Source organism: Nocardia sp. NPDC052316, from assembly GCF_044547795.1.
GTDB lineage: Bacteria > Actinomycetota > Actinomycetes > Mycobacteriales > Mycobacteriaceae > Nocardia.
On record NZ_JBIUBB010000001.1, the window covers coordinates 300,755 to 322,283 of the forward strand.

The following is a 21,529-nucleotide window of genomic DNA, read 5'->3' on the forward strand; positions in this document are numbered from 1 at the left end:
CAGCGGCGCGCCGCCGACTCGCTTGAAACGCCTTGTCCGGCAACGAAAGATCGCTATCGGCGAGGCCGTCGAGTCGGCTTATGTCGACCAGCATGCATGGCGGCAACGCTACGGTCTACTTAGACATTGTTGCCGTAACCAAAGGATCCGTTATGTATTGCGGCAGCTACTTGCCGCTCATCTCATCGGCGGCGACCTGCAACGCCTCCATCATGAGCCGGGTCACCGGGATGTGGTGATGACCAGCCAGCGCGTACGCCGCCACCGTGCGCGAGTCCACCGGAATCACCGGACGGCTCACCACCTTCGGATGGCGGATGAACGACTGCACCATGCTCGGCATGACCGCGATCCCCGTGCCCGCCGCCACCAGACTCTGTACCGCGAGGTTGTCGTCCGTCGTGAAATCGATGTGCGGTTCGAAACCAGCTGTCGCGCACGACTCGATGAAATGGCTTCGGCAGCGCACACATCCGGCGATCCACCGCTCGTCGGCGAGCTGCGCCAACTCCACCGTGCGCCGCCGCGCCAGCGCATGCCCCTTCGGCAGCAACACGATCAACGGATCATCGAGCAACGAAACCTTGTACAGGTCATCGGATTCCGGCTGCTCAGTCGAGGCGTCATAGGTGAACGCCAACGTGATGTCGCACTCCCCCCGCCGCAACGCCTCCACCGAATCCGGCGGCTCCGCATCGAACAACTCGACCCGGATCCCCGGATGCCGCGTCTTGATCGCCGCCACCGCCGACGGCACCAACGTCGCACTCGCACTGGGAAACGCACACACCCGAACCCGCCCCGTCTTCAACCGGGTAATCGCCGTCATCTGCTGCTGCGCCGCCGAGATCGTCCCCAAGATCCCCGCCGCGTGCTGCGCCAGCACTTGCCCGGCATCCGTCAACCGCAACCCCCGCCCCACCCGCACGAACAGCGGCGTCCCCACCGACCGCTCCAACGCCTTCATCTGCTGACTGATCGCCGGCTGCGTATACCCCAAGCTCCGCGCCGCCGCCGCAAACGACCCGGTCCGCACGACCTCGTCGAACACCCGAACATGCCGTGAGTCGAACATCGGTCCAGAATAAGCATTTCTTTGGGGTGCATAGCGTTTCGCGGGGATTGGGGAGAGCGCGACCCCCTCGGCTTCACGAATCAGTTGCCGGGTCGGCGCCGCTGTCCGCAGCTGATCCGAGGGCGTAGACCTGACGCCAATGCTCCACCGAGCGGACCAAATCCTCGCTGACATGCAGGAGGAACTCGGCCATCTTCGCCAGCCGCGCCCCCGCCGGCGTGCCTGTACCGAGACGCCGCGCTCCGTCCATACAGGCGGCGGCGATCCGGATATCGACGCGCGAGCCGGCCATGATGGTTTGGTACCAGAGATCATCATCGATGACGTAACGGTCCGCGCGACCTCGGGGATCGCGTTCGCGCCGCAGCAGCACCTGCCCCTCCAAGTACCCCACCGCCTTGGAGATCGAGGCCGGGCTGACCTGCAGGCGCCGCACCAGTTCCGCCGAGGTGAGGCTGCCGCTGTCGGTGGTGAAGAGTGCGGCAAGCACCCGGGCCGTCATGTGTGGCAACCCTCCTTCGACGAGCAGGTCCGTGGTCTGCGCGGCGACCCCCGCCACGACCCGTGGGTCGCGGCCGTCGGCCTCGAGCCGCCCGGTCCCCGGCGCCGGTGCGGCCTCACGTCGTTTACTCCGGTGTCGGGTGCGTGCCCGGTGGGCCGGCTCGGCTCGATAGCGGTTCGGACCGCCGTTGCGCATCACCTCACGGGTGATGGTCGAGGTCGGTCGTCCGAGCCTGCGGCCGATCGCGGCGTAGGTCAATCCGTCGCGCAGGCCTACGGCGATCTGCCGCCGATCCTGTTCGGTCAATCGCGCACCGGGCATAGGTTCCTCCACTGTCGAACTCATCAACAGCTTAATGCAACGAATACGTTGCATTAAGCGGCATTCGCCTTGCAATGAAATATGCTGATCCATCAGCGAATACAGACTAATGAGCGTCCATTTTTGGTTGAAGGATCACTGAACGCAACGTTACTTTTGTCATGTCGTAAATTCCCCAGAGCAAGGACAGATCGACGTGACCCACACCGAAACTCAGCAGGTACTCGACGGCGCGGTGGCCACCTACCACGTGCCCGGCATCGTCGCCGAGGTCGTACACGGTGAACAGACCTGGTTCGGCTCCGCGGGCGTGGCCGACCGCGTGACCGGCGCCCCGCGCAAGCCAGGAGAACACGTGCACACCGGCAGCGCGGGTAAGGCATTCACGGCCGCCACGCTGCTGGCCCTCGAAGCCCAGGGTGTCCTGAGCATCGACGACACCGTCGAGAAGTGGCTGCCCGGCGCGCTGAATGTCAACGGCTACGACGGCACCACGATCACCATCAGGCACCTGCTCAACAACACCAGCGGACTCTTCGTCACCGGCCTCGCACCGGAATTGAGCCACCGGTACGCGACCCGGTCCGGCTTCGACAAGCACCGCCTCGACGAGTTCACCACCGAAGAGCTACTGCGGCTTGCGGTTTCGCAGCCGCCGATCGGCGCGCCGGGCGAGCGCTTCGCGTACTCCAACGGCGGCTTCTTCGTCGCCGGGGCGATCATCGAGAAGGCCACCGGCAACAGCTACGCCGCGGAGGTCGATCGCCGAGTCGTCCAGCCGCTCGGCCTCACCGGCACCTACGTGCACCCTACCGAACACACCGGATACCCCGACCCGCACCCGCGGGCGTACTCAACCCTGTTCTTCAAGGAAGGCGCTGACCCCGCCGCGGTCACCCCGGAGAACTGGGAGTCGATGATGGAAAGCCCCGACCTCGAGCCCCTCGACGTCACCGAATTCAATACCTCGGGCGGGTTTTCGGCAGGCAACGTCGTCTCGACCACTGGCGACATGATCCGTTTCATCGACGCGATGGCCACCGGCAGCCTGCTCCCACCGGACCAGCACCGCCAAATGTGGACCACGGTCTCCACCGAAGGCGGCCACTGGATGCCGCACGCCCGCTACGGTCTCGGCCTGTTCGAGTTCGACAAGGCAGCCACCGACGGCCGAACCCTGCGCGGTGTCGGCGGCAGCCTCTGGGGCTCCTGGTTCATGGCCGTGACCGACCCCGCCGACCAGCACACCCTCGCCGTGCACACCAACACAGAGTGGAAGTCCTGGAACCTCATGTTCGAGCTCATCAAGGCGGAGTTCGGCGTCACCCTCGCCTCTTGAGGCTCTCTCGCTAGGCGGGAGGCGGCATCGGACCTGGCACACCAGGGAGGGGTCCGGGAGCGCGGCTTCGAAACTGGCGAACCAGGGAGCGGGTCCGGCTGCGGCATCGGGCCTGGCAAACCGGGGAGGGGGTCCGGCCGCGGCTTCGGGACTGGCGAACCGGGGAGGGGTCCGGGGGCGAAGCCCGCCGGGCGGGGTGTGGGGGCTGCGCCCCCACACAACACGACGAAACGAGACAAGGCCCACGCCCTGTGTGGGCATGGGCCTCGCATCGAGTGAAGTGGAGCTGCCGGGAATCGAACCCGGGTCCTCCGCCGCGTCTCCAGGGCTTCTCCGTGTGCAGTTCGCTGTGCCTCTACTCGGATCTCTGAGTCTCGCGAACTAGCTCAGATGACGATCCCAGTCGCTGTTTGATGTTCCATCCTGGTCCGCGACCGGCCAGGACGGTGAGTCCCTCTAGCTGATGCCAGGATCCGGGTCGAGGGACGAACCCGGACTGACAGAGACGACCTGCTACTTAGGCAGCGAGGGCGTACTCGCGCTGATTGGAATCGGCGCTTAATTGGTTGCAATGACGCTTACGGTGGTCTCTTGCCTGCACCGACACGCTTCCCCTGAATCTACGTACAAAGTCGAAACCGTTCAGCCCCGTACGTCCCGGCACCTTGCCGGGCTGTTCATATTAACACCGGCCAGGGACCGTTTCTTCCCATTATTCTGCCGGTGTCGCGCAACCCGGCTCACGCTGCGGCGATGAGTCCGACGGCGATGAGGGCGAGCACCATTCCGACCTGCTGTTGCCTGCCGACGCGTTCGCCGAGCAGCACCATGGCGAGCAGCACGGTGGCCGCCGGGTACAGCGAGCCGATCACGCTGACCAGGGCGAGCATCGAGCCGTGGAAGGCGTACAGCAGCGCAGCGTTGCCGATCACGTCCAGCACGCTGATGTAGAAGGCGAGCCGCAAGGGTTCGCCACGCAGTCGCTTGAACTCGCCGCGGGTCAGCGCGGTCACCCACACCACACCGGTCGCCGCGACCCGCTGCGCGAGCAACGGCCACAGCCCGGCGGACGCGGCGGTCTCGTGCATGAAGACGAACATCAGGCCGAACGCCAGGCCGGATCCGACAGTCAGCAGGGCGACCATCTTGGTGAACCGCAGTTCACGGCCACCGGTGATCTCCTCGGTGACGGCGTCGGGCGACTCCCGGCTGACCAGCAACACCGCCACCAGCGCGAAAACGATGCCGATGAAGGCGAGCGGCCCAGGGCGCTCTCCGGCGATCAGGCCGACGATGACCGGTACGCCGGCCACCAGCACCGCGGTCAGCGGCGACACCACGGCCATCGGACCGCTGGCGAGCGCGGCGTAGAACCACCAGACGGCGACGCCGCTGGCCACGCCCGCGGCCAGGCCCCAGCCCATCGACGCGGCGTCCGCCGCCCCGTCGACGAACGGCAGGAGCAGCAGCACCAGCACGATCGACATCGGGTAGGAGTAGATGACGACCCGCAACGCGGTGACCTTGCGGGCCGCGACGCCGCCGAAGAAGTCGCTGACGCCGTAGCCGAAGGCGGCTACCAGCGCCAGCAGGATGGCGGTCAGCGCATGCCTTTGATACGCCGCCCTAGCTCGCGGGTGACCTCGCGCTCGGCGGTGCGCTTCGCCAGATCTTGCCGCTTGTCGTAGTCCTGCTTGCCCTTGGCCAGGGCCAGTTCGACTTTGACCTTGCCGTCGGAGAAGTACATCGACAGCGGCACCAGCGTCTGGTTGCCCTCGCGCGACTTACCGACGAGGCGGTCGATCTCCCGCTTGTGCAGCAGCAACTTGCGGGTCCGGCGCGGCGAATGGTTGGTCCACGTGCCGTGGCTGAACTCCGGGATGTGCAGGTTACGCAGCCACACCTCGCCGTTGTCGACCGTCGCGAACGCGTCAACCAGCGAGGCCTTGCCCTCACGCAGGCTCTTGACCTCGGTGCCGACCAGCGCGATCCCGGCCTCGTAGACGTCCAGGATCGTATAGTTGTGCCGCGCCCGGCGGTTGGTCGCGATGACCTTACGCCCCTGTTCCTTCATAACGATCAACCTTAAGTGACGCGGCAACCGGATTATTCCCAGGTCGCGGCGCGGCACTAGCCGCCGGGGCGCAGCACGACCCAGAGCGCGAACAAGGCTATGAAGGCGACGACGAGCAGGACGGTGGAGACGCGCGGTCTGCCTGGCCGCGGCGGCAGGCGATGGCGCAGCCACACGCTCTCCACCGATGGGTCGGTCTCCCTGCGGACGTTCGGCGGCGCGTCCGGGGCCTCGGAACCAGGGGAACTGCCCGACGTTTCGCCATCGTCAGGGCCATCACCGGTAGCCATAGCCAGCACCGTAGCGGGGGCCGACGCGGATTGCCGTAATTCCCGCGCGCCGCAACAGAGTTGGTACTCAGGCGAGACGTCGGGCGAAGACCTCCGTGGGCGCCGCGTCGGCGACATCGACGGTGAAGACGCGCAGGTCGACTGCGGTCGGGGTGAGATCGAGCACCATGAAGCCGAGCTGGTGATAGTTCTCGAACAGCGCGGGATTCCCACCGCGGTGTCTGGCGTCTTCGGCGCCGGCTACTTTCGCGGCGGCCCCGGACACGAGTTGCCTGGTGCCCTTGGCGGCGATGGTCGGCTCCAGCACTTGCAGCGCATGGTCGTGCCCGGACAGGAGGAACTGGCAGGTGCCCGCGACGTGGTCCTCGATGAAGCGCTGCACGTGCACGCCGTTGATCGGTTCGATGGGCAGGCCCTCGTAGTTTCCGGCGTTGCCGTGCGGGCCGTTGCTGAGGTACGGGTGGTGGGTGCAGGCGATCTTCCAGGTCGCGGTGGACGCGGCGACCGCCTGGTCGAACCACGCGCGCTGCTCGTTCATGAACTGTCCGTCGACCGCCCAGTAGGGCGAGAAGATCGGCGGGATATAGGCGGCGAGCGGGTTGAGGTCGAGCACGAAGAACTCGACGACGGGGTTGTGCTCCGGTACCCGCACCGAGTAGTACCGGCTGGGCATCCACCAGCGCGGTGAGTTCGCGTGGTACTCGACCTCGTGGTTGCCGCGCAGCAGCCAGCCGCCGTCACCGGGGAGGACGGAGCTGGTGTCGTGGTTGCCGAGCACCATCAACCATGGGAAATCCAGTCCGGCATTGGGGTTTTCGAACTTGTCGGCGAACTGACGGTCGGTGCCGCTGCTCGGGCCCGCCTCGTAGATGTTGTCGCCGAGGCCGAGCGCGAGGGAGACGGGTTCCCGGCGGTGAAACGCACGCATGGCGTCGGCGACCGCCCACTGGGTGCGCGTTCCGGTGCCCGCGTCACCGGTCACCAGCACCCGCAACCGGTTTCCGGTCGGGAAGCCGAACTTGGTGACGCCGTCCGCCACCGGTACCGCCTGGGCGGGCGTCAAGCCGACCAGCGACGCGATCCCCGCCGCACCGGCCAGAAAGCCCCGGCGACCAAAACTGTTGTCATGCATGCGATGTCCTAGAGAGTTCCGTACCCACCCGGCTATCATCCTCGCCCATGGCGCTGCCGGGTGGGCCGGGACTGGACTACTTCGCCGCGACTACCGCCTTCTTGCTCCGGTCCAGACCGAGCGCGTCGGACATGGTGAAGAACAGATCCGTCTGGTCGGTGAGGCCGACCACGTTCGCGGCGTGCGGGCCGTACGCGGCCACCCGCAACTGAGTGCCGGTGTGCTCCTGCGAGCCACCCGTCTCGCCGTTGCCGTAGGAAACGCCCATCTCGGCACCGTCCTTGGTGACGACCTTGCTGGTGAGCGACGCGGACTTGGTGTCGAGCGGGACGATCTGGCTGCTGTGCGCGTGGTCGGCGGTGACGATCACCAGGGTGTTGCCGTCCTGCTCGGCGAAGTCGAGCGCGGCGCGCACCGCCTCATCGAGGTCGACGGTCTCACCGACCTGGCCACACGGGTTGGCGTTGTGATCCTGCTTGTCGATCGAGGCACCCTCGACCTGGAGGAAGAAGCCGTCCTTGCGCGGCTTCAGCAGGTCGATCGCCTTGCGGGTCATCGTCGCCAGGTCGGGCTGGGTGGCGGCGCGCTCGGGGTTGGGGCGGCAGGTCTGCGCGGGCAGGTTCAGGCCGTTCGGTACGGCGAGGTCACCGGTCCAGCGCACCGGCATGTTGCCGGGGCTGAACAGGCCGAGCACCGGGGCGTCCTGATCGGCCTTGGTGAGTCCGTCGAGGCCGGCCCTGTCGGCGACGACGTTGTATCCACGGGCCTTAGCCTGGTCACGCAGGGTCTGGCCCTGCCACTGGCCCGCGGCCGCCTTCTGGTCGAAGCTCTTCGCCCCACCGCCGAGGGTGACGTCGGCGCGCGTATTCAGCAACTGCTCGCTGATGGAACCGAGGCCGCCCTGCTCCAGCGCGTTGGTCGGGCACTTGAGCGCCGTCTCCGCCGGGCCGTAACACTTGCGGTCGGTGACGTGCGCGCCGAGCACGGCCGGGGTGGCGTCCTGGATTTCGGCGGTGGTGACATTGCCGGTGGCCTTGCCGTTGGCCTTGGCGATCTCCAGCAGGTTGGTCTGCGGGGCACCCTTCAGGTCGACGCCGATCGCGCCGTTGTAGGTCTTGGTTCCGGTCGCCCAGGCACTGCCGCTGGCAGCGGAATCGGTGACGTAGTCCGGCTTTCCGGTCGTCTTGTCCAGGGAGTAATGGGTGTAGGAGCCGGTGAGCGGCAGGGCGTCGATGCCCTTGAAGTAGCCGCCCGCGCCCTCGGCGACGTTGCGCGCCACGGTGATCTCGGAGTCGCCCATGCCGTCACCGATCAGCAGGATGACGTTCTTGGCCTGGTTACCGTTGAGCGAGGCGCGCAGGGCGTCGGTCCGGTCGCCGGTGGTTCGGCGGGCGCCGCCGTTCTCGCTCAGCGTGCCTTTGGCGTTGGGGCTCAGGAGTTCGCCGTTGCCCTGCTTCGTGGAGTCGGACGAACCGCAGGCGGCCAGGGCTCCGACGAGAACGGCGGCGCCGAGGACGGCACCCGCGCGGAACCGGCGGGACATGGAACGCGACGAGTCAGAGGGCATCGGCGAAAACTCCGTTGTTCGTAGATACATGGGATGTTCGGAGCTTTACGAGGTCGTTTGAACAAAAAGGGTGCATCGGGCAACCGCCCGGTTACCGCACGATTACTCATTCGCATGTTCGCATAAGTGAACGCGTGGCAGGGCAGCCGAATTACCCTGCCCCGCAGTTGCTTTCAAGCCGTCCGGCAGCCGGATCGAGCCGGCTGTCCGATCCGGCCGAGGGTGCAGAATGTCACTCTGCGCCCAGCACCTCCAGCACGCCCTCGCCGTACTTGGCGAGTTTGTTCTCGCCGACGCCGGTGACCGTGCCGAGCTCGGCCAGGGTCGTCGGCTTGCGTGCGGCGATCTCGCGCAGGGTCGCGTCGTGGAAGACGACGTAGGCCGGAACGCCCTGTTCCTTGGAGGTCGCCGCCCGCCATTCGCGCAGCTTCTCGAACACCGGCACATCCGAAGGTGCCATATCGGCGGCCGCGGCCTTGCCTGCCTTGGCGGCCCGTGCCGGTTTGGTCGGCCGTTCACGCTCACGGCGCAGCAGCACCTGACGACCCTCGAAGAGCACCTCGTTGCTCGCGTCGGTGAGCGTCAGCACGCCGTAGTCGCCGTGCACGGCGAGCAACCCGCCTGCCAGCAATTGCCGCACCACACCGCGCCACTCGATATCGCGCAGATCGGTGCCGATCCCGAAGACCTTCAGCTCATGGTGATCGTGCTGCAGCACCTTGGGATTCTTCTTGCCGAGCAGGATGTCGACGATGTGGCCGGCACCGAAGCTCTGGCCGCGTTCGCGTTTCAACCGCAGCACCGTCGACAGCAGCTTCTGCGCGGGCACGGTGCCGTCCCAGGATTCGGCCGGGGTGAGGCAGGTATCGCAGTTGCCGCACGGCTGCTGCTCGTGCTGGCCGAAGTAGTTGAGCAACTGCACCCGCCGGCACGACACCGTCTCGCACAGCGCGAGCATGGCGTCCAGGTGCAGCTGCAGCTGGCGGCGGTGGGCGGCGTCGCCCTCCGAGGAGTCGATCATCTTGCGTTGCTGCACAACGTCGTTCAGGCCGTACACCATCCATGCCGTGGACGGCTGTCCGTCGCGGCCCGCCCGGCCGGTCTCCTGGTAGTAGCCCTCCACGGATTTCGGCAGGTCGAGGTGGGCGACGAAACGCACGTCCGGCTTGTCGATGCCCATGCCGAAGGCGATGGTCGCCACCACGACCAGACCGTCCTCGCGGAGGAACCGCGTCTGGTTCTCCGCGCGGGTGCGGTTGTCCAAACCCGCGTGATACGGCACCGCGCTGACACCGTTCTCGGTGAGGAACGCCGCGGTCTTCTCCACCGAATTGCGGGACAGGCAGTAGACGATGCCCGCGTCGCCCGCGTGTTCGGTGCGGATGAAGTCGAGCAGCTGACGATCGGGCTTGTTCTTCGGCTCGATCCGGTACTGGATATTGGGCCGATCGAAGCTCGCGACGAACCGGCGGGCGTTGCCGAGGTCGAGCCGCTGCACGATCTCGTCGCTGGTCTTGGCGGTGGCGGTCGCGGTCAACGCGATGCGCGGCACGTCGGGCCAGCGCTCGTGCAGCATGGACAGCGCCAGATAGTCGGGCCGGAAATCGTGGCCCCACTGCGAGACACAGTGCGCCTCGTCGATCGCGAAGAGCCCCACCTTGCCGCGATCGAACAGCTGCGCCGTCGATTCCAGCCGCAACCGCTCCGGCGCCAGATACAGCAGGTCCAACTCCCCCGCCACGAACTGCGCCTCCACCGTGCGTCGCTCGTCCGGGAACTGAGTCGAGTTCAAGAATCCGGCGCGCACGCCGAGCGCGCTGAGCGCGTCCACCTGGTTCTGCATCAGCGCGATCAACGGTGAGATCACCACGCCGACGCCGGGCCGGACCAGCGCGGGCACCTGGTAGCACAGCGACTTACCGCCGCCGGTCGGCATGAGCACCAGCGCGTCACCGCCCGCGACCACGTGCTCCACGATCTCGCGCTGGTCGCCGCGGAAGCTGTCGTAGCCGAAGACCCGGCGTAGAACCTCTTGCGCCGCACCGGATCCGGCGTCCACACCGGGATCGGTGTCGGTCGCCACGGCCGCGAATGCATCGGGGGGAGTCACCCGGCCCATCCTACGAGCGTACGCACGCGGCGCTACCGGTACGTCGGCAGAATTCCCCGCTCGGTTCTCGAGTACTCCACATGTGGATAAATAGCCGCCCTGTCCACGCCGTCGGCGTACCGACCTGGGATTTCCGCGCGACAACCGAATTCCGCCGCACTGCCGGCGTATTGCGGTTTTGTTAGGTTGACGCACATGGCAACAGGGTGCCGAACCGGTAGAACAAAAGGGTTGGACCCGCGCGGAAAGGAACCAGCATGCCGGAACCGGCTCCTATGATCGTCGCCACCCCCGACGATGCCGAAGACATCGCTCACCTGCGTAATCGGCTCGCCCAGTGGATGGTCGACAACGGCATCGGCCAGTGGGTGCCCGGCGAGTACCCGAGCACACTCGTCGCCGAGGAAGCCGCACGCGGCGAATGGTTCGTCTGGCGTGAGGCCGACATGCTGGCCGCCGCGGTCCGGATCGTCTGGCGGGATCCGGACTTCTGGGGCGCCGACGACGACACCGAGGCCGGCTACATCCACGGACTGATGGTCGCGCCGGAACAGCGCGGACGCGACCTCGGTACCCGAATCATCCAGTTCTGTGCCGACTACACCCTCGCCAACGGCGTCACCCTGCAGCGCCTGGACACGGCCGCCGACAACGCCGTGCTCCGGAAGTACTACACCGCACAGGGTTTCACCGAGCTCCGGGAGACGCGGTTGCCACCCCAGTTCCACGGCACCACGCACGTCGTCCTGATGGAGAAGATGCTGGCCTGATGACCGGAACGGCCCCCAGGTACCTCTATCTCGCCCGGCACGGCGAGGCGACGCCGGACGAGAGCGCACTGAGCGAGCGCGGTCGCAGCCAGGCCTGGCTGCTCGGTGAGCGGCTGCGTGGTAGTTCACTCGCCCAGGTCCACCACGGTCCGCTGCCCCAGGTGCGGCAGACGGCGCAGTTGATCGGCGAGCGCCTGGACGGCGTACCGCTGCACGCCACCGAGTCGGCCGGTGACTACCTGCCCTACTTGCCAAGCAAGGACGAGCTACCCGCAGCGTCGGCGGACACCATCCTCGGCTTCCTCGCCCAGTTTCCCGCCGAGCAACGGGCCCGCGGACCCCAACTGGCGCAGGCGGCCGTCGAGCAGTTCACCGGACCGGTCGCGGGTGACACTCCCCGGCACGAACTGCTCGTGACGCACGCCTTTCTCATCGGCTGGCTGGTGCGGGCCGCGTTGGACGCACCGAAGTGGCGGTGGATAGGAATCAGCCCAGCCAATGCCGCGCTCACGGTAATCCGTTACGCGCCGGGCAGACCCGATTCGGTGCTGTTCTTCAACGACACCGGCCACCTACCACCTGACCTGCGCTGGACCGGCTACCCACCGGAACTGCATCTCTGAGAAACGTAGCCGCAGATCGGTCAGGTAAAGACCAACCTGACCGGGTGCCGCCGGCATCCGCAACCGCCGCATACGACTCAGGCCCGCAACCGACCCAACGTCTCGTCGTGCAGCAACCCGTTCGTCGCGACCGCGTCACCACCGTGCGGACCGGGCTCCCCGGCCAGCGAGGTGAACCGCCCGCCCGCCTCCCGAACGAGAATGTCGAGAGCGGCCAGGTCCCACAGCGAAACCTCGGGCTCGGTCGCGATATCGAGCGCACCCTCCGCCAGCAGGCAGTAGGTGAAGAAGTCGCCGTAACCGCGCACCCGCCACACCTCGTCGGTGAGCGCCAGGAAGTTCTCCCGCAAACCACGCTCGCGCCAGCCGGACAAACTGGAGAAGCCCAGGCTGGCCGAGCCGAGCTCGCCGACGGCGGATACCGAAATCGGTTTCGGCGCTTCGGCATCGAAGCTCGCCCAGGCCCCCGCACCGGCCGCCGCCCACCAGCGCCGCGACAGCGCTGGCGCGCTCACCGCACCGACCATCGGCACGCCGTCTTCCAGCAGCGCGATGAGCGTGGCCCAGATCGGCACCCCCCGAACGAAGTTCTTGGTGCCGTCGATCGGATCGATCACCCACTGCCGCCCGCTGAACTCGGCGTCCCCGCCGAACTCCTCCCCCAGCACCGAATCCGCAGGCCGCTGCTCGGCGAGCACCTGCCGGATCGCCTGCTCCACCGCAAGGTCGGCATCCGAGACCGGCGTCAGGTCCGGCTTCGAATCCACCTTCAGGTCGAGCGCCCCGAACCGGGCCCGGGTAATGCCGTCGGCCGCATCGGCCAACCGCAGCGCAAGTTCCAGGTCAGAAGAGTCCACAGCCACGCCCGCACCTTAATGGATGCCGCGGCACGCAGTCCGCGGCGCGGGCTCACGCCACGGCGGAGACCGCGCGGGCCGCGACCAGAGCATCGGCCCACCACTGCAACTGATCGAGCATCGCCAGCGCCGCGGTGGCGGGCTCCGCCGGCTCACGCAGCCGGCCGTCCTCATCGAAGAGCAGGTAGTAGCGCGGGAACGAGACGTAGTTGCGCACGGTATGGGCGTTGAGCTCGCCGAAGATCTGCCGCAGGTGCTCGATGGCGAGCAGCCCGCCACTCGCGCCGCTGTAACCGACGAAACCGATTGCCTTGGCGTCCCACTGGGTGAAATGCCAGTCGATGACGGCCTTCAGCGCGGCCGGGATGCTGCGGTTGTAGTCGGGCGTGACGATCACGAACGCATCGGCCGCGGCGAGCCGCTCGCTGAGATCGACCATGCCCGCTGGCCGCTCGGGATTCGGTTCCAGCGCCGGTGGGGCGGCGGGCAACGCCAACGGCAGGTCGGCCTCGGCCAGATCGATGACGTCCACCTCGAACGCACCGTGGCTCCTGGCGTGCTCGGTGAACCATTCGGCCACCACAGGCCCGAAGCGGCCTTCCCGGACGCTGCCGATGATCACCGCGAGTTTCAAAGTCGACATCGAGTTCCTCCTACAGATCGGCGACCGAGTTTCGGCCGCTCCACCAATCTGCTGGCCGCCGCGCCGACCAGGAAGGCCGCCGTAAGGGTGGTAGTGGCAGGGACACCCTCCGGCCGTCGCCGCTTGTTAGGTTCGAGGGGTGAGTGACAACGAGCTGGGGCTGTTCCTGCGCACCCGGCGCGAGGCGGTGGCCCCGGCCGAGGTCGGCCTGCCCACCGGCGCGCGCCGCCGCACACCGGGCCTGCGCCGCGCCGAGCTGGCTACCCTTGCCGGCGTCAGCGTCGAATACATAACCCGGCTCGAACAAGGCCGTGACCGCAGGCCCTCACCGCAGGTGCTTTCCGCGCTCGCCGATGCGCTGCGCCTCGCCCCGAGCGAGCGGGTCCACCTGCACCGCCTCACCAAATCCGCCGACCTCGGCTTCAGCTGCCTGGGCGGTGCCCAGCCGCTGCGCGAGGTACGCCCGGCCGTCCGCGCCATTCTCGACCGGCTCGAACCCGCGCCCGCGGTAGTGGTGAACAGGCTCACCGAGGTGCTCGCCCACACCGACGGCTACCACCGCTTGCTGGCCCCGATCGGCCTGTTCGAGAGCGCTCCGGCGAACCTCGCGCGCTTCGCGTTCACCGATCCCCGCGCCCGCACGGCCTACCCGGACTGGAGTCACGTCGCCGATCAGCAGGTCGCCACTCTCAAACATGGTCCGTTCCGCAAGGATCCGCACATCGCGGCGCTCGCCGACGAACTCACCGTCACCGTCGGCCCGGAATTCACCGAGCGGGTCGAGACCGTGCCGAGCCTGCCCGCCGCCACCGGCATCACCCGCCTCCTGCACCCCGAGGCGGGCCCCCTTCGCCTGGCCTTCGAGATCCTCGAACTCTCCGCCGACGACGATCAACGTCTGATCGTCCACCTGCCCGCCGACGAAGCCACGGCCGGCGCGCTGGACAAGCTCACGGGTCTCCGGCCCGGTGCCCTCCGCGCGGTCTAGGCCTCGGAAGTCCGGGCGAATGCCTCCGGCGTCCGGCGAAACAGCGCCTGGCCGGTAAGCCCACTCGAACCGCCGCAACAGCGCACCGTGCCAGTGCTCTGCCGTCATTCGGACCCTCCCGCGGTGACCGATCCACGAACGCAACCCATTCGAGCCGCACCACTGCCATCGCGGCTACGCCGAACCAGTAGGCTTGACCACCGTGCATCCTGACGTTTCCGCTGATCTCGCCGAACTCGACGCCACCCTCAAGACGGTCGAATCGGTCCTCGACATCGAGGAGCTGCGCCGACGTATCGACGAGCTCGAGCACCAAGCCGCAGATCCCGATTTGTGGAACGACCAGGATCATGCGCAGCAGGTGACGAGCGAGCTCTCGCATGCCCAGGGTGAGCTGCGCCGCGTCGAGGAGTTGCGGCAGCGCCTCGACGACCTACCGGTGCTGTACGAACTGGCCGAGGGCGAAGAGGGCGAGTCGCGCGCGACCGCGCTCGCCGACGCCGACGCCGAACGCGCCGCGCTGCACGGAGACGTGGAGGCGATGGAGGTCCGCACGCTGCTGTCGGGCGAGTACGACAAGCGTGACGCGCTGGTCAACATCCGCTCCGGCGCCGGTGGCGTAGACGCCGCCGACTGGGCCGAGATGCTGATGCGCATGTACATCCGCTGGGCCGACCGGCACAAGTACTCCGTCGAGGTCTACGACACCTCCTACGCCGAAGAAGCGGGCATCAAGAGCGCCACCTTCGCGGTGAAGACGCCCTACGCCTACGGCACCCTCTCGGTCGAGATGGGCACGCACCGCCTGGTGCGGATCAGCCCGTTCGACAACCAGGGCCGCCGCCAGACCTCCTTCGCCGAGGTCGAGGTGCTGCCGGTGGTGGAGACCACCGACCACATCGAGATCCCCGAGGGCGAGATCCGGGTCGACGTGTACCGGTCGTCGGGTCCCGGTGGGCAGAGCGTCAACACCACCGACTCGGCGGTGCGCCTGACGCACATCCCGACCGGCATCGTCGTCACCTGCCAGAACGAGAAGTCGCAGCTGCAGAACAAGATCTCCGCCATGCGCGTGCTGCAGGCCAAGCTGCTGGAGCGCAAGCGCCAGGAGGAGCGCGCCGAGATGGACGCGCTCAAGACCAACGAGGGTGCGTCGTGGGGCAACCAGATGCGCTCCTACGTGCTGCACCCGTACCAGATGGTCAAGGACCTGCGGACCAACTATGAGGTGAACAACCCGTCGGCAGTGCTCGACGGCGATATCGACGGCTTCATCGAGTCGGGCATCCGCTGGCGCATGCGTGAGCAGCCGAGTTAATCATTGCGGGTAGCGCAACAGCCGACGAGCAGGGTCGCTTGCGCGGAATGGTAGGACGTACGACGGTAACCTGTCTGGCGTGCGTCCAGTTGGGAGTTCAGTCGAGGTGTTGACCATGTCACTCGCGACGACCTCGGAGACGACGAACTGGCTACGTTCCAATGGGCTCGAGATCGTGCTGTTGATCCTCGGCGCCATCCTGTTCAGCCGGTTCGCCACCTTCATCAGAGATCGGATCACTCGCAAGATCGACGAGGGTTTCCAGGGCGGCGACGCGCTGGTGCGGTCCGAGGCGGCCAAGCACCGGCACGCGCTGGCGCAGGTGGTCACCTGGGTGGTGCTGACCATTGTCTATGTGCTGGTCGGCATGGAGGTGCTTCGCCGACTCGGCTTCGCGATCACCGGCCTGGTCGCCCCCGCGGCGGTGCTCGGTGCCGCTCTCGGTTTCGGCGCACAGCGCATCGTGCAGGACATCCTGGCCGGGTTCTTCCTGATCACCGAGCGCCAATACGGCTTCGGTGACGTAGTTCGCATCGCCGTGACTGGAGCCGCGGAGATGGCAGAGGGTACCGTCGAAGACGTCACGTTGCGGATCACCACACTGCGCAACTCCGACGGTGAAGTGATCACCGTGCCCAACGGCCAGATCGTGAAAGTGACGAATCTGTCGAAGGATTGGGCACGCGCCGCGATCGACGTTCCGGTGTCCGCGAGCGCGGACATCACCAGGGTCAATGAGATCCTGCACGAGGTCGGTACAAGGGCGTACGAAGACGCTCGTCTCAAACCACTGCTACTCGACGAGCCCACGGTGATGGGCGTCGAGGATTTGACCGTTGATCAAATGAACATCCGAATGGTTGCCCGCACCTTGCCGGGCAAACAGTTCGAAGTCGGACGCGAACTGCGGGTACGAGTAGCCGCTGCGTTGCGCCGGGAGGGAATCAGTGAGACCACGTAGAACCATCACGCTCTTGAAGGAATCGGTGCGACCCACCACACTCCTGAAGGAATCGCGGCCGCGGCGGTCCACCGCGATCCTGCTGGCCACCTGGGTCGCTACGTTCGTGCTGTACCTGGTGGTCAAACCGGATCAACCGGTTACCCCGCAGTCGAGCCTGAACACCGTTCCCGCAGCGGTGAATCCGGCCGTCGCGCCACGCTGAGCTCGGCGGACTCGCCGAGCGTCGCCGATCGGCAACGCGGTGCGCACGGGGTTGCTGGTTACACTGGCTCCCCGTGATCACCATGCGGAACGTCACCAAGTCGTACAAGACCTCGACGCGACCCGCGCTGGACAACATCACCGTCGATGTGGGCAAGGGCGAGTTCGTCTTCATCATCGGACCGTCCGGCTCGGGCAAGTCCACCTTCATGCGACTGCTGCTCAAAGAGGAGAGCCCCACCGCGGGGCAGATCCAGGTCGCCGACTTCCGGGTCGACCGGCTGCCGGGCCGCAAGGTGCCCAAGCTGCGCCAGCGGATGGGGTGCGTGTTCCAGGACTTCCGGCTGTTGCAGCAGAAGTCGGTGCACGACAATGTCGCGTTCGCGCTGGAGGTGATCGGCAAGCGACGCCAGTTCATCGAGCGCACCGTCCCCGAGGTGCTCGACATGGTCGGTCTCGGCGGCAAAGCCGATCGACTACCTTCCGAGCTCTCCGGCGGCGAACAGCAGCGGGTGGCGGTCGCCCGCGCCTTCGTGAACCGGCCGCTCGTCCTGCTGGCCGACGAACCGACCGGCAATCTCGACCCGGACACCAGCGGCGACATCATGATGCTGCTGGAGCGGATCAACCGAATCGGGACCACGGTGCTGATGGCCACCCATGACAACCACATCGTCGACGCCATGCGCAGGCGGGTGATCGAACTCGACCGCGGCCGCCTGGTGCGCGACGAGGCGACCGGTGTGTACGGGGTGGATCGCTGATGCGCGCGAGTTTCCTGTTCAGCGAGGTCTTCGCCGGTCTGCGGCGCAATGTCACGATGACCATCGCGATGATCCTGACCGTCGCGGTGTCGCTGACCATGCTCGGCGGTGGCCTGCTCGCGGTGCGGATCGCCGACAAGACCGAGCAGTACTTCCTGGATCGGCTGGAGGTGCGGCTGTATCTCACCGAGGACATCTCGGCGAACGACCCGGACTGCTCCCGCGATCCCTGCAAGACGCTGATGGCGGATCTGAAGTCGACCAAGGACGTCGAATCCGTGCAGTACCTCAGCCGCGACGACGCCGTCCGCGAGGCCAAGGAGAAGACGTTCAAGGACCAGCCCGAGCTGGCCAAGTACGTCAGCGAGACGCCGCTGCCCGCGTCGCTGCGGGTGAAGATGCGCAATGCGGAGCTGTATCCGTCGATCTACGAGAAGTTCTATCAACGACCAGGCGTCGGCATGGTGCGCAACGACAAGGACATCGTGGACCGGCTGGTCAGCCTGTTCGACGGGCTCCGCAATGCCGCGTTCGGTCTCGCCGTGCTACAAGCCTTGGCCGCGTTGCTGCTGATCGCGAACATGGTGCAGATCGCCGCGTTCACCCGGCGCACCGAGGTCGGCATCATGCGGCTGGTCGGCGCGACCCGCTGGTATACCCAGCTGCCGTTCCTGTTGGAAGCGGTGGTCGCCGCGCTGGCCGGTTCGCTGGTCGCGGTGATCGGGCTACTCGTCGCGCGGCCGCTGGTGATCGATCGGGCACTCGGGGATCTGTTCTCCAGCAAGGTCTTTCCGCGGATCACCGGTGATGACATCGCGATGGTCGCGCTGGTGATCGCGCCGGTCGGCATCGTCTTCGCCGCGCTCACCGCGTACGGAACATTGCGGTACTACGTGCGCGAGTAGCGACGGTGCGACTCAGTGCGAGCCGGTCCAGCGTGCTGGGCCGGCTCGTGTTGTCCGATGGGGTCGGCCTCCATGGACACTTTTCGGACAGCACTACGGTTGTCCGGCAGTGCGGCGCCGAAAGTGTCCGGTGAGACCGGTGTGGCAGGTTACCGGTCGGCGGGCATCGCATCCCTGATCGAGGCACGCTGCACGGTGAGCAGTGCGCGCTGCCGTTCGAGTTCGGCGATCTTGTTGTCCAGTTCGCTGTATCGACTCTCGACGATCCGCACCGACTTGTCGCAGGACTGGATCCACGCGCCGTGGTCCATCTCGCAAGGCAACAGGCCACGAATGTCCTCGGTGGACAAGCCCGCGGCCAGCATCTCTCTGATGCGACCCACCCGTTCGGGCGCGTCGTCGGCGTAGGAGCGGTAGCCCAGCGAGTCCCGCTGCGGGGAGAGCAGGCCCTGCTCCTCGTAGTACCTGAGCAAGCGGGTGCTCACGGCGGTGCGGCGCGCCAATTCTCCGATCAACATGGGAACTCGGTTACCTCCGTTTGCCTTCACACTGATGTCAATTCCTAACTTGGCTGCCATGACAGCAATTCCCCTGCAGACCACCGTCACCGGCTCCGGCCCCGGCCTAGTCCTCGCGCACGGCGCCAGCGGTACCATCGCCACCAACTTCGGCGCACTGATTCCGGCGCTGGCCGCGACGCACACCGTGGTCGCCTCCGACTACCCGGACAGCGATATCCAGCTCACCCTCGACGGTCTCGCCGATGCGCTGGTCGCGGCTGCGGTCGACGCCGGGGTCGAGCGGTTCACTGTGCTCGGCTATTCCCTCGGCAGCACGGTGGCGGTGCGCGCGGCGGTGCGTCACCCCGAGCGGGTGCGCGGCCTGATCCTCGCCGCGGGATTCGCCAAGGCCGACAACCGTGCTCGCCTCCTGGTACAGATCTGGCAGGACCTGCTCGATCGTGGCGACACCGCGACCTTCTCCCGCCTGGCCCTCGCACAGGCATTCAGCGCCGCGTTCCTCAACGGCCTGCCCGCCGTCCAGGTCGACGAGTTCGTCCGCGCGGGCGTGACGACCATTCCCGGCGGCACCATCCAGCAGGCGAGTCTGGTCGAAACCGTCGACACCACCGAGGATTTGGGCCGGATCACCGTGCCGACGCTGGTTGTCAATGCCACCGAGGACCTGCTGGTCGACCCGGCGAATTCTCGATTCCTCGCCGACACCGTCCCCGGCGCGGAATACGCCGAGATCGCGGCGGGGCACGTCTTCATGGCTGAGCAGCCCGAGCAGTGGCGCAAGATCGTCGAGGACTTCCTCACCCGCCACCAGCTCTGAGGCATCGCCGCACCGGACATGGCTGTGGCGTTCGTCGAGTATGGCCGCCCTTACGTCCCGCTCGGCACGCTCCTCGACAAGTGCGGCCGTCGCGCTGTTCGGCCCGGTAGTCAGCGGCGGATGCCCCTGCCGGACCGGCTGGTCAGCCGAGGTGTTTGGCGTGCGGCCAGAGTTCGGACCAGGGAGCACGCGGGTTTCGGCAGACGAAGAGCGGTTCGCCCTGTTCGTCGTTGTCGATACCCAGGCCGTTGTCGATCTCGCCTGCGGGTTGGAGGTCGGTGCAGAACCGCGTCAGGTAGTCGCGGTCGAGGCCGACGGTGAGCACCTCGGTGGCGGCGTCGCTCGGCGGGCCCCACCACCAGTAGGAGTTGTGGCCGGAGTGGGGTTTCGGCAGGTCGTAGGGCGCACCGTAGCGTTCGATCGCACCGGCTTCGCCATAGTTGGCCGTAAGTATGGCGACGTCGGGGCCGAGGCGGGCGCGCGCCTGGCCTACCTGCCTGGTGAACTCCGGCCAGCCGATCGTCTCGCCCGCGTCGTAGTTGACCGTGAGGACCGGTGTGTCCTTCAGCATCGAGACCGGCAGCACCGGCAGGAACAGCACCGCCGAACCGATCGTGTTCACCGCTACCACGAAACCGACTGCCGCCCATCGTGTTCGCCGGTGGCCCAGCCACGCCGCCACCGGCACCGCGCCCGCCGCGAGCAGGATCGGATACATCCCGCCCAGGTAGTACGCCTTCCCGCCGGTCGCCACGGAAACCACGAAAAGCAGGCCGTAGGCCACCGCGAACGCCCGGTACCGGACATCCCGGGCCAACCGCCACAACCCGAACGCCCACAGCGGCACCAACAACGGGCCCATCAACCCGAATTGCAAGAGCACGAACATGATCGGCGTATCCGAGGTACCGGAGGACCCGCCCGCGATCGCCCGGCCCATCTCCCACTGCGGCCAGCCATTACCCGCCTGCCACACCAGGTACGGCAGCCAGATCAGCACGGCTGTGCCGATCGCCATCGGAAAGAACCTGGTGGCGAACAGCTTTCGTGGGCCGAATACCAGCAGCGACACCAACAGTGCGAGCACCGGAAAGATCAACAACAGTTTGTTCTGCAGTCCTACGCCGACCACCACGCCGATCACCAGCCACCATCGTGGACCGCTGAGCCACCGAGCGACTCGACGCGGCGGCTCGACATTCGCGCTCTGCTCGGGTCCGCCGATCTCCCGTATCAGTCGCAACACCACCAGCGTCACCACCGACCACGCGGCCAGATCGAAAACCGCCGTGCTCAGCATGTGCCCGACCCCCATGACGAACGCCGCGCTCGCCACCGCCGCGGCGGCCAACGCCTGCGCCGCCCGTCCGCCGCCGAGCTCCCGCGCCATCAGTCCGGCGCACACCACCACCAGGGTGGCCGCGAGCGCCGCGGGCAGCCGCAGCAGCAACAACGAGTCGGGATCGATCGCCGCCATGGCCTTGGCCACCAGCGGCGTGAACGGCGGCTGATCCGGGTAGCCCCAGGACAGGTGGCGACCGGCCGCCAGGAAGTACAGCTCGTCGCGGTGATACCCGTAACGCGGGGCACCTGCGATCAAAACAACGGCAAACAGCGCCGCGACTATGTGCACCCGTTCAGCCTGGCACAGATAAGCGGCGTATGCTGCACCTCGACGCAGTTCTTACTCTGGAGTAAGATAGCCTTACTCAGGAGTAAGATAGCTGGGACAAGACCTCACCCCACCC

22 protein-coding genes and 1 other RNA gene are annotated in these 21,529 nt (G+C 67.0%); 10 read left to right on the forward strand and 13 right to left on the reverse strand.

Annotation, left to right across the window (positions count from 1 at the left end):
* Positions 1 to 166: 166 nt before the first annotated feature.
* Together ACIHA7_RS01320 and ACIHA7_RS01325 are read right to left on the reverse strand one after the other, a co-directional pair.
* Positions 167 to 1,075 (reverse strand): LysR family transcriptional regulator, encoded by a 909-nt coding sequence (locus tag ACIHA7_RS01320; RefSeq protein ID WP_397284355.1) that lies wholly within the window; start codon positions 1,073 to 1,075, stop codon positions 167 to 169.
* 73 nt (positions 1,076 to 1,148) lie between these two features.
* On the reverse strand, positions 1,149 to 1,991 hold the full coding sequence (locus tag ACIHA7_RS01325) for a helix-turn-helix domain-containing protein (protein WP_397284357.1): 843 nt from the start codon (positions 1,989 to 1,991) through the stop codon (positions 1,149 to 1,151).
* Between the two features lie 103 nt (positions 1,992 to 2,094).
* On the opposite strand from ACIHA7_RS01325, the gene ACIHA7_RS01330 reads away from it, so the two are divergent.
* Complete coding sequence (locus ACIHA7_RS01330) at positions 2,095 to 3,237, forward strand: serine hydrolase domain-containing protein (RefSeq protein WP_397284359.1); 1,143 nt, start codon at positions 2,095 to 2,097, stop codon at positions 3,235 to 3,237.
* 278 nt (positions 3,238 to 3,515) lie between these two features.
* Here ACIHA7_RS01330 and ssrA read toward each other — a convergent pair.
* From ssrA to recQ, 7 genes are all read right to left on the reverse strand, one after another.
* Positions 3,516 to 3,887: a transfer-messenger RNA gene (ssrA, locus tag ACIHA7_RS01335) on the reverse strand.
* Positions 3,888 to 3,977: 90 nt separating this feature from the next.
* On the reverse strand, positions 3,978 to 4,841 hold the full coding sequence (locus ACIHA7_RS01340; protein WP_397286435.1) for an EamA family transporter: 864 nt from the start codon (positions 4,839 to 4,841) through the stop codon (positions 3,978 to 3,980).
* Entirely contained in the window at positions 4,838 to 5,311 is a 474-nt protein-coding gene (gene smpB, locus ACIHA7_RS01345) for an SsrA-binding protein SmpB (protein WP_107658851.1), read from the reverse strand. The genes ACIHA7_RS01340 and smpB overlap by 4 nt, the downstream gene beginning before the upstream one ends.
* A gap of 56 nt (positions 5,312 to 5,367) precedes the next feature.
* Positions 5,368 to 5,601, reverse strand: coding sequence for a hypothetical protein (locus tag ACIHA7_RS01350; RefSeq protein WP_397284362.1), 234 nt, complete (start codon positions 5,599 to 5,601; stop codon positions 5,368 to 5,370).
* A 67-nt stretch (positions 5,602 to 5,668) separates the two neighbouring features.
* Positions 5,669 to 6,733, reverse strand: coding sequence for a metallophosphoesterase (locus ACIHA7_RS01355; RefSeq protein WP_397284364.1), 1,065 nt, complete (start codon positions 6,731 to 6,733; stop codon positions 5,669 to 5,671).
* A gap of 76 nt (positions 6,734 to 6,809) precedes the next feature.
* Positions 6,810 to 8,300, reverse strand: coding sequence for an alkaline phosphatase (gene phoA, locus ACIHA7_RS01360; RefSeq protein WP_397284366.1), 1,491 nt, complete (start codon positions 8,298 to 8,300; stop codon positions 6,810 to 6,812).
* 232 nt (positions 8,301 to 8,532) lie between these two features.
* Complete coding sequence (gene recQ, locus ACIHA7_RS01365; protein WP_397284368.1) at positions 8,533 to 10,410, reverse strand: DNA helicase RecQ; 1,878 nt, start codon at positions 10,408 to 10,410, stop codon at positions 8,533 to 8,535.
* A gap of 257 nt (positions 10,411 to 10,667) precedes the next feature.
* Between recQ and ACIHA7_RS01370 the strand changes: the two genes are divergently transcribed.
* Positions 10,668 to 11,180 carry a GNAT family N-acetyltransferase gene (locus tag ACIHA7_RS01370; protein ID WP_397284370.1) on the forward strand — a complete coding sequence of 171 codons (513 nt, stop codon included), beginning with the start codon at positions 10,668 to 10,670 and terminating at the stop codon, positions 11,178 to 11,180.
* Positions 11,180 to 11,803: a histidine phosphatase family protein gene (locus tag ACIHA7_RS01375; RefSeq protein WP_397284372.1), complete on the forward strand. Its 624-nt coding sequence runs from the start codon at positions 11,180 to 11,182 to the stop codon at positions 11,801 to 11,803. The genes ACIHA7_RS01370 and ACIHA7_RS01375 overlap by 1 nt, the downstream gene beginning before the upstream one ends.
* A gap of 77 nt (positions 11,804 to 11,880) precedes the next feature.
* On the opposite strand, the gene hisN is transcribed toward ACIHA7_RS01375, so the two are convergent.
* A complete protein-coding gene (gene hisN, locus ACIHA7_RS01380) occupies positions 11,881 to 12,666 on the reverse strand; it encodes a histidinol-phosphatase (RefSeq protein ID WP_397284375.1) in 786 nt (261 codons plus the stop codon).
* Between the two features lie 46 nt (positions 12,667 to 12,712).
* Positions 12,713 to 13,303, reverse strand: coding sequence for an NADPH-dependent FMN reductase (locus ACIHA7_RS01385; protein ID WP_397284377.1), 591 nt, complete (start codon positions 13,301 to 13,303; stop codon positions 12,713 to 12,715).
* A gap of 139 nt (positions 13,304 to 13,442) precedes the next feature.
* Here ACIHA7_RS01385 and ACIHA7_RS01390 point away from each other — a divergent pair, with 139 nt between their 5' ends.
* From ACIHA7_RS01390 to ftsX, 6 genes are all read left to right on the forward strand, one after another.
* Positions 13,443 to 14,291 (forward strand): helix-turn-helix transcriptional regulator, encoded by an 849-nt coding sequence (locus ACIHA7_RS01390; protein WP_397284379.1) that lies wholly within the window; start codon positions 13,443 to 13,445, stop codon positions 14,289 to 14,291.
* A 202-nt stretch (positions 14,292 to 14,493) separates the two neighbouring features.
* A complete protein-coding gene (gene prfB / locus ACIHA7_RS01395) occupies positions 14,494 to 15,609 on the forward strand; it encodes a peptide chain release factor 2 (protein ID WP_397284381.1) in 1,116 nt (371 codons plus the stop codon).
* Between the two features lie 115 nt (positions 15,610 to 15,724).
* A complete protein-coding gene (locus tag ACIHA7_RS01400; protein ID WP_107660856.1) occupies positions 15,725 to 16,570 on the forward strand; it encodes a mechanosensitive ion channel family protein in 846 nt (281 codons plus the stop codon).
* A 13-nt stretch (positions 16,571 to 16,583) separates the two neighbouring features.
* Positions 16,584 to 16,775 (forward strand): hypothetical protein, encoded by a 192-nt coding sequence (locus ACIHA7_RS01405; protein WP_397284383.1) that lies wholly within the window; start codon positions 16,584 to 16,586, stop codon positions 16,773 to 16,775.
* A 73-nt stretch (positions 16,776 to 16,848) separates the two neighbouring features.
* Entirely contained in the window at positions 16,849 to 17,538 is a 690-nt protein-coding gene (ftsE, locus tag ACIHA7_RS01410) for a cell division ATP-binding protein FtsE (RefSeq protein ID WP_397284385.1), read from the forward strand.
* On the forward strand, positions 17,538 to 18,443 hold the full coding sequence (gene ftsX, locus ACIHA7_RS01415; protein ID WP_107658863.1) for a permease-like cell division protein FtsX: 906 nt from the start codon (positions 17,538 to 17,540) through the stop codon (positions 18,441 to 18,443). The genes ftsE and ftsX overlap by 1 nt, the downstream gene beginning before the upstream one ends.
* A 149-nt stretch (positions 18,444 to 18,592) precedes the next feature.
* On the opposite strand, the gene ACIHA7_RS01420 is transcribed toward ftsX, so the two are convergent.
* Entirely contained in the window at positions 18,593 to 18,961 is a 369-nt protein-coding gene (locus ACIHA7_RS01420) for a MerR family transcriptional regulator (RefSeq protein ID WP_397284388.1), read from the reverse strand.
* 58 nt (positions 18,962 to 19,019) lie between these two features.
* Between ACIHA7_RS01420 and ACIHA7_RS01425 the strand changes: the two genes are divergently transcribed.
* Complete coding sequence (locus ACIHA7_RS01425; protein ID WP_397284390.1) at positions 19,020 to 19,781, forward strand: alpha/beta fold hydrolase; 762 nt, start codon at positions 19,020 to 19,022, stop codon at positions 19,779 to 19,781.
* A 142-nt stretch (positions 19,782 to 19,923) separates the two neighbouring features.
* On the opposite strand, the gene ACIHA7_RS01430 is transcribed toward ACIHA7_RS01425, so the two are convergent.
* Positions 19,924 to 21,414, reverse strand: coding sequence for a glycosyltransferase family 39 protein (locus ACIHA7_RS01430; RefSeq protein ID WP_397284392.1), 1,491 nt, complete (start codon positions 21,412 to 21,414; stop codon positions 19,924 to 19,926).
* Positions 21,415 to 21,529 lie beyond the last annotated feature (115 nt).

What these genes read in the sequence shown, in the direction of transcription:
- ACIHA7_RS01320 (WP_397284355.1), bottom strand. Translation starts at nt 1,075, where the DNA reads ATGTTCGACTCACGGCATGTTCGGGTGTTCGACGAGGTCGTGCGGACC.
- ACIHA7_RS01325 (WP_397284357.1), bottom strand. Translation starts at nt 1,991, where the DNA reads ATGGATCAGCATATTTCATTGCAAGGCGAATGCCGCTTAATGCAACGT.
- smpB (WP_107658851.1), bottom strand. Translation starts at nt 5,311, where the DNA reads ATGAAGGAACAGGGGCGTAAGGTCATCGCGACCAACCGCCGGGCGCGG.
- ACIHA7_RS01350 (WP_397284362.1), bottom strand. Translation starts at nt 5,601, where the DNA reads ATGGCTACCGGTGATGGCCCTGACGATGGCGAAACGTCGGGCAGTTCC.
- ACIHA7_RS01355 (WP_397284364.1), bottom strand. Translation starts at nt 6,733, where the DNA reads ATGCATGACAACAGTTTTGGTCGCCGGGGCTTTCTGGCCGGTGCGGCG.
- phoA (WP_397284366.1), bottom strand. Translation starts at nt 8,300, where the DNA reads ATGCCCTCTGACTCGTCGCGTTCCATGTCCCGCCGGTTCCGCGCGGGT.
- ACIHA7_RS01370 (WP_397284370.1), top strand. Translation starts at nt 10,668, where the DNA reads ATGCCGGAACCGGCTCCTATGATCGTCGCCACCCCCGACGATGCCGAA.
- ACIHA7_RS01375 (WP_397284372.1), top strand. Translation starts at nt 11,180, where the DNA reads ATGACCGGAACGGCCCCCAGGTACCTCTATCTCGCCCGGCACGGCGAG.
- ACIHA7_RS01385 (WP_397284377.1), bottom strand. Translation starts at nt 13,303, where the DNA reads ATGTCGACTTTGAAACTCGCGGTGATCATCGGCAGCGTCCGGGAAGGC.
- ACIHA7_RS01400 (WP_107660856.1), top strand. Translation starts at nt 15,725, where the DNA reads ATGTCACTCGCGACGACCTCGGAGACGACGAACTGGCTACGTTCCAAT.
- ftsX (WP_107658863.1), top strand. Translation starts at nt 17,538, where the DNA reads ATGCGCGCGAGTTTCCTGTTCAGCGAGGTCTTCGCCGGTCTGCGGCGC.
- ACIHA7_RS01420 (WP_397284388.1), bottom strand. Translation starts at nt 18,961, where the DNA reads ATGTTGATCGGAGAATTGGCGCGCCGCACCGCCGTGAGCACCCGCTTG.
- ACIHA7_RS01425 (WP_397284390.1), top strand. Translation starts at nt 19,020, where the DNA reads ATGACAGCAATTCCCCTGCAGACCACCGTCACCGGCTCCGGCCCCGGC.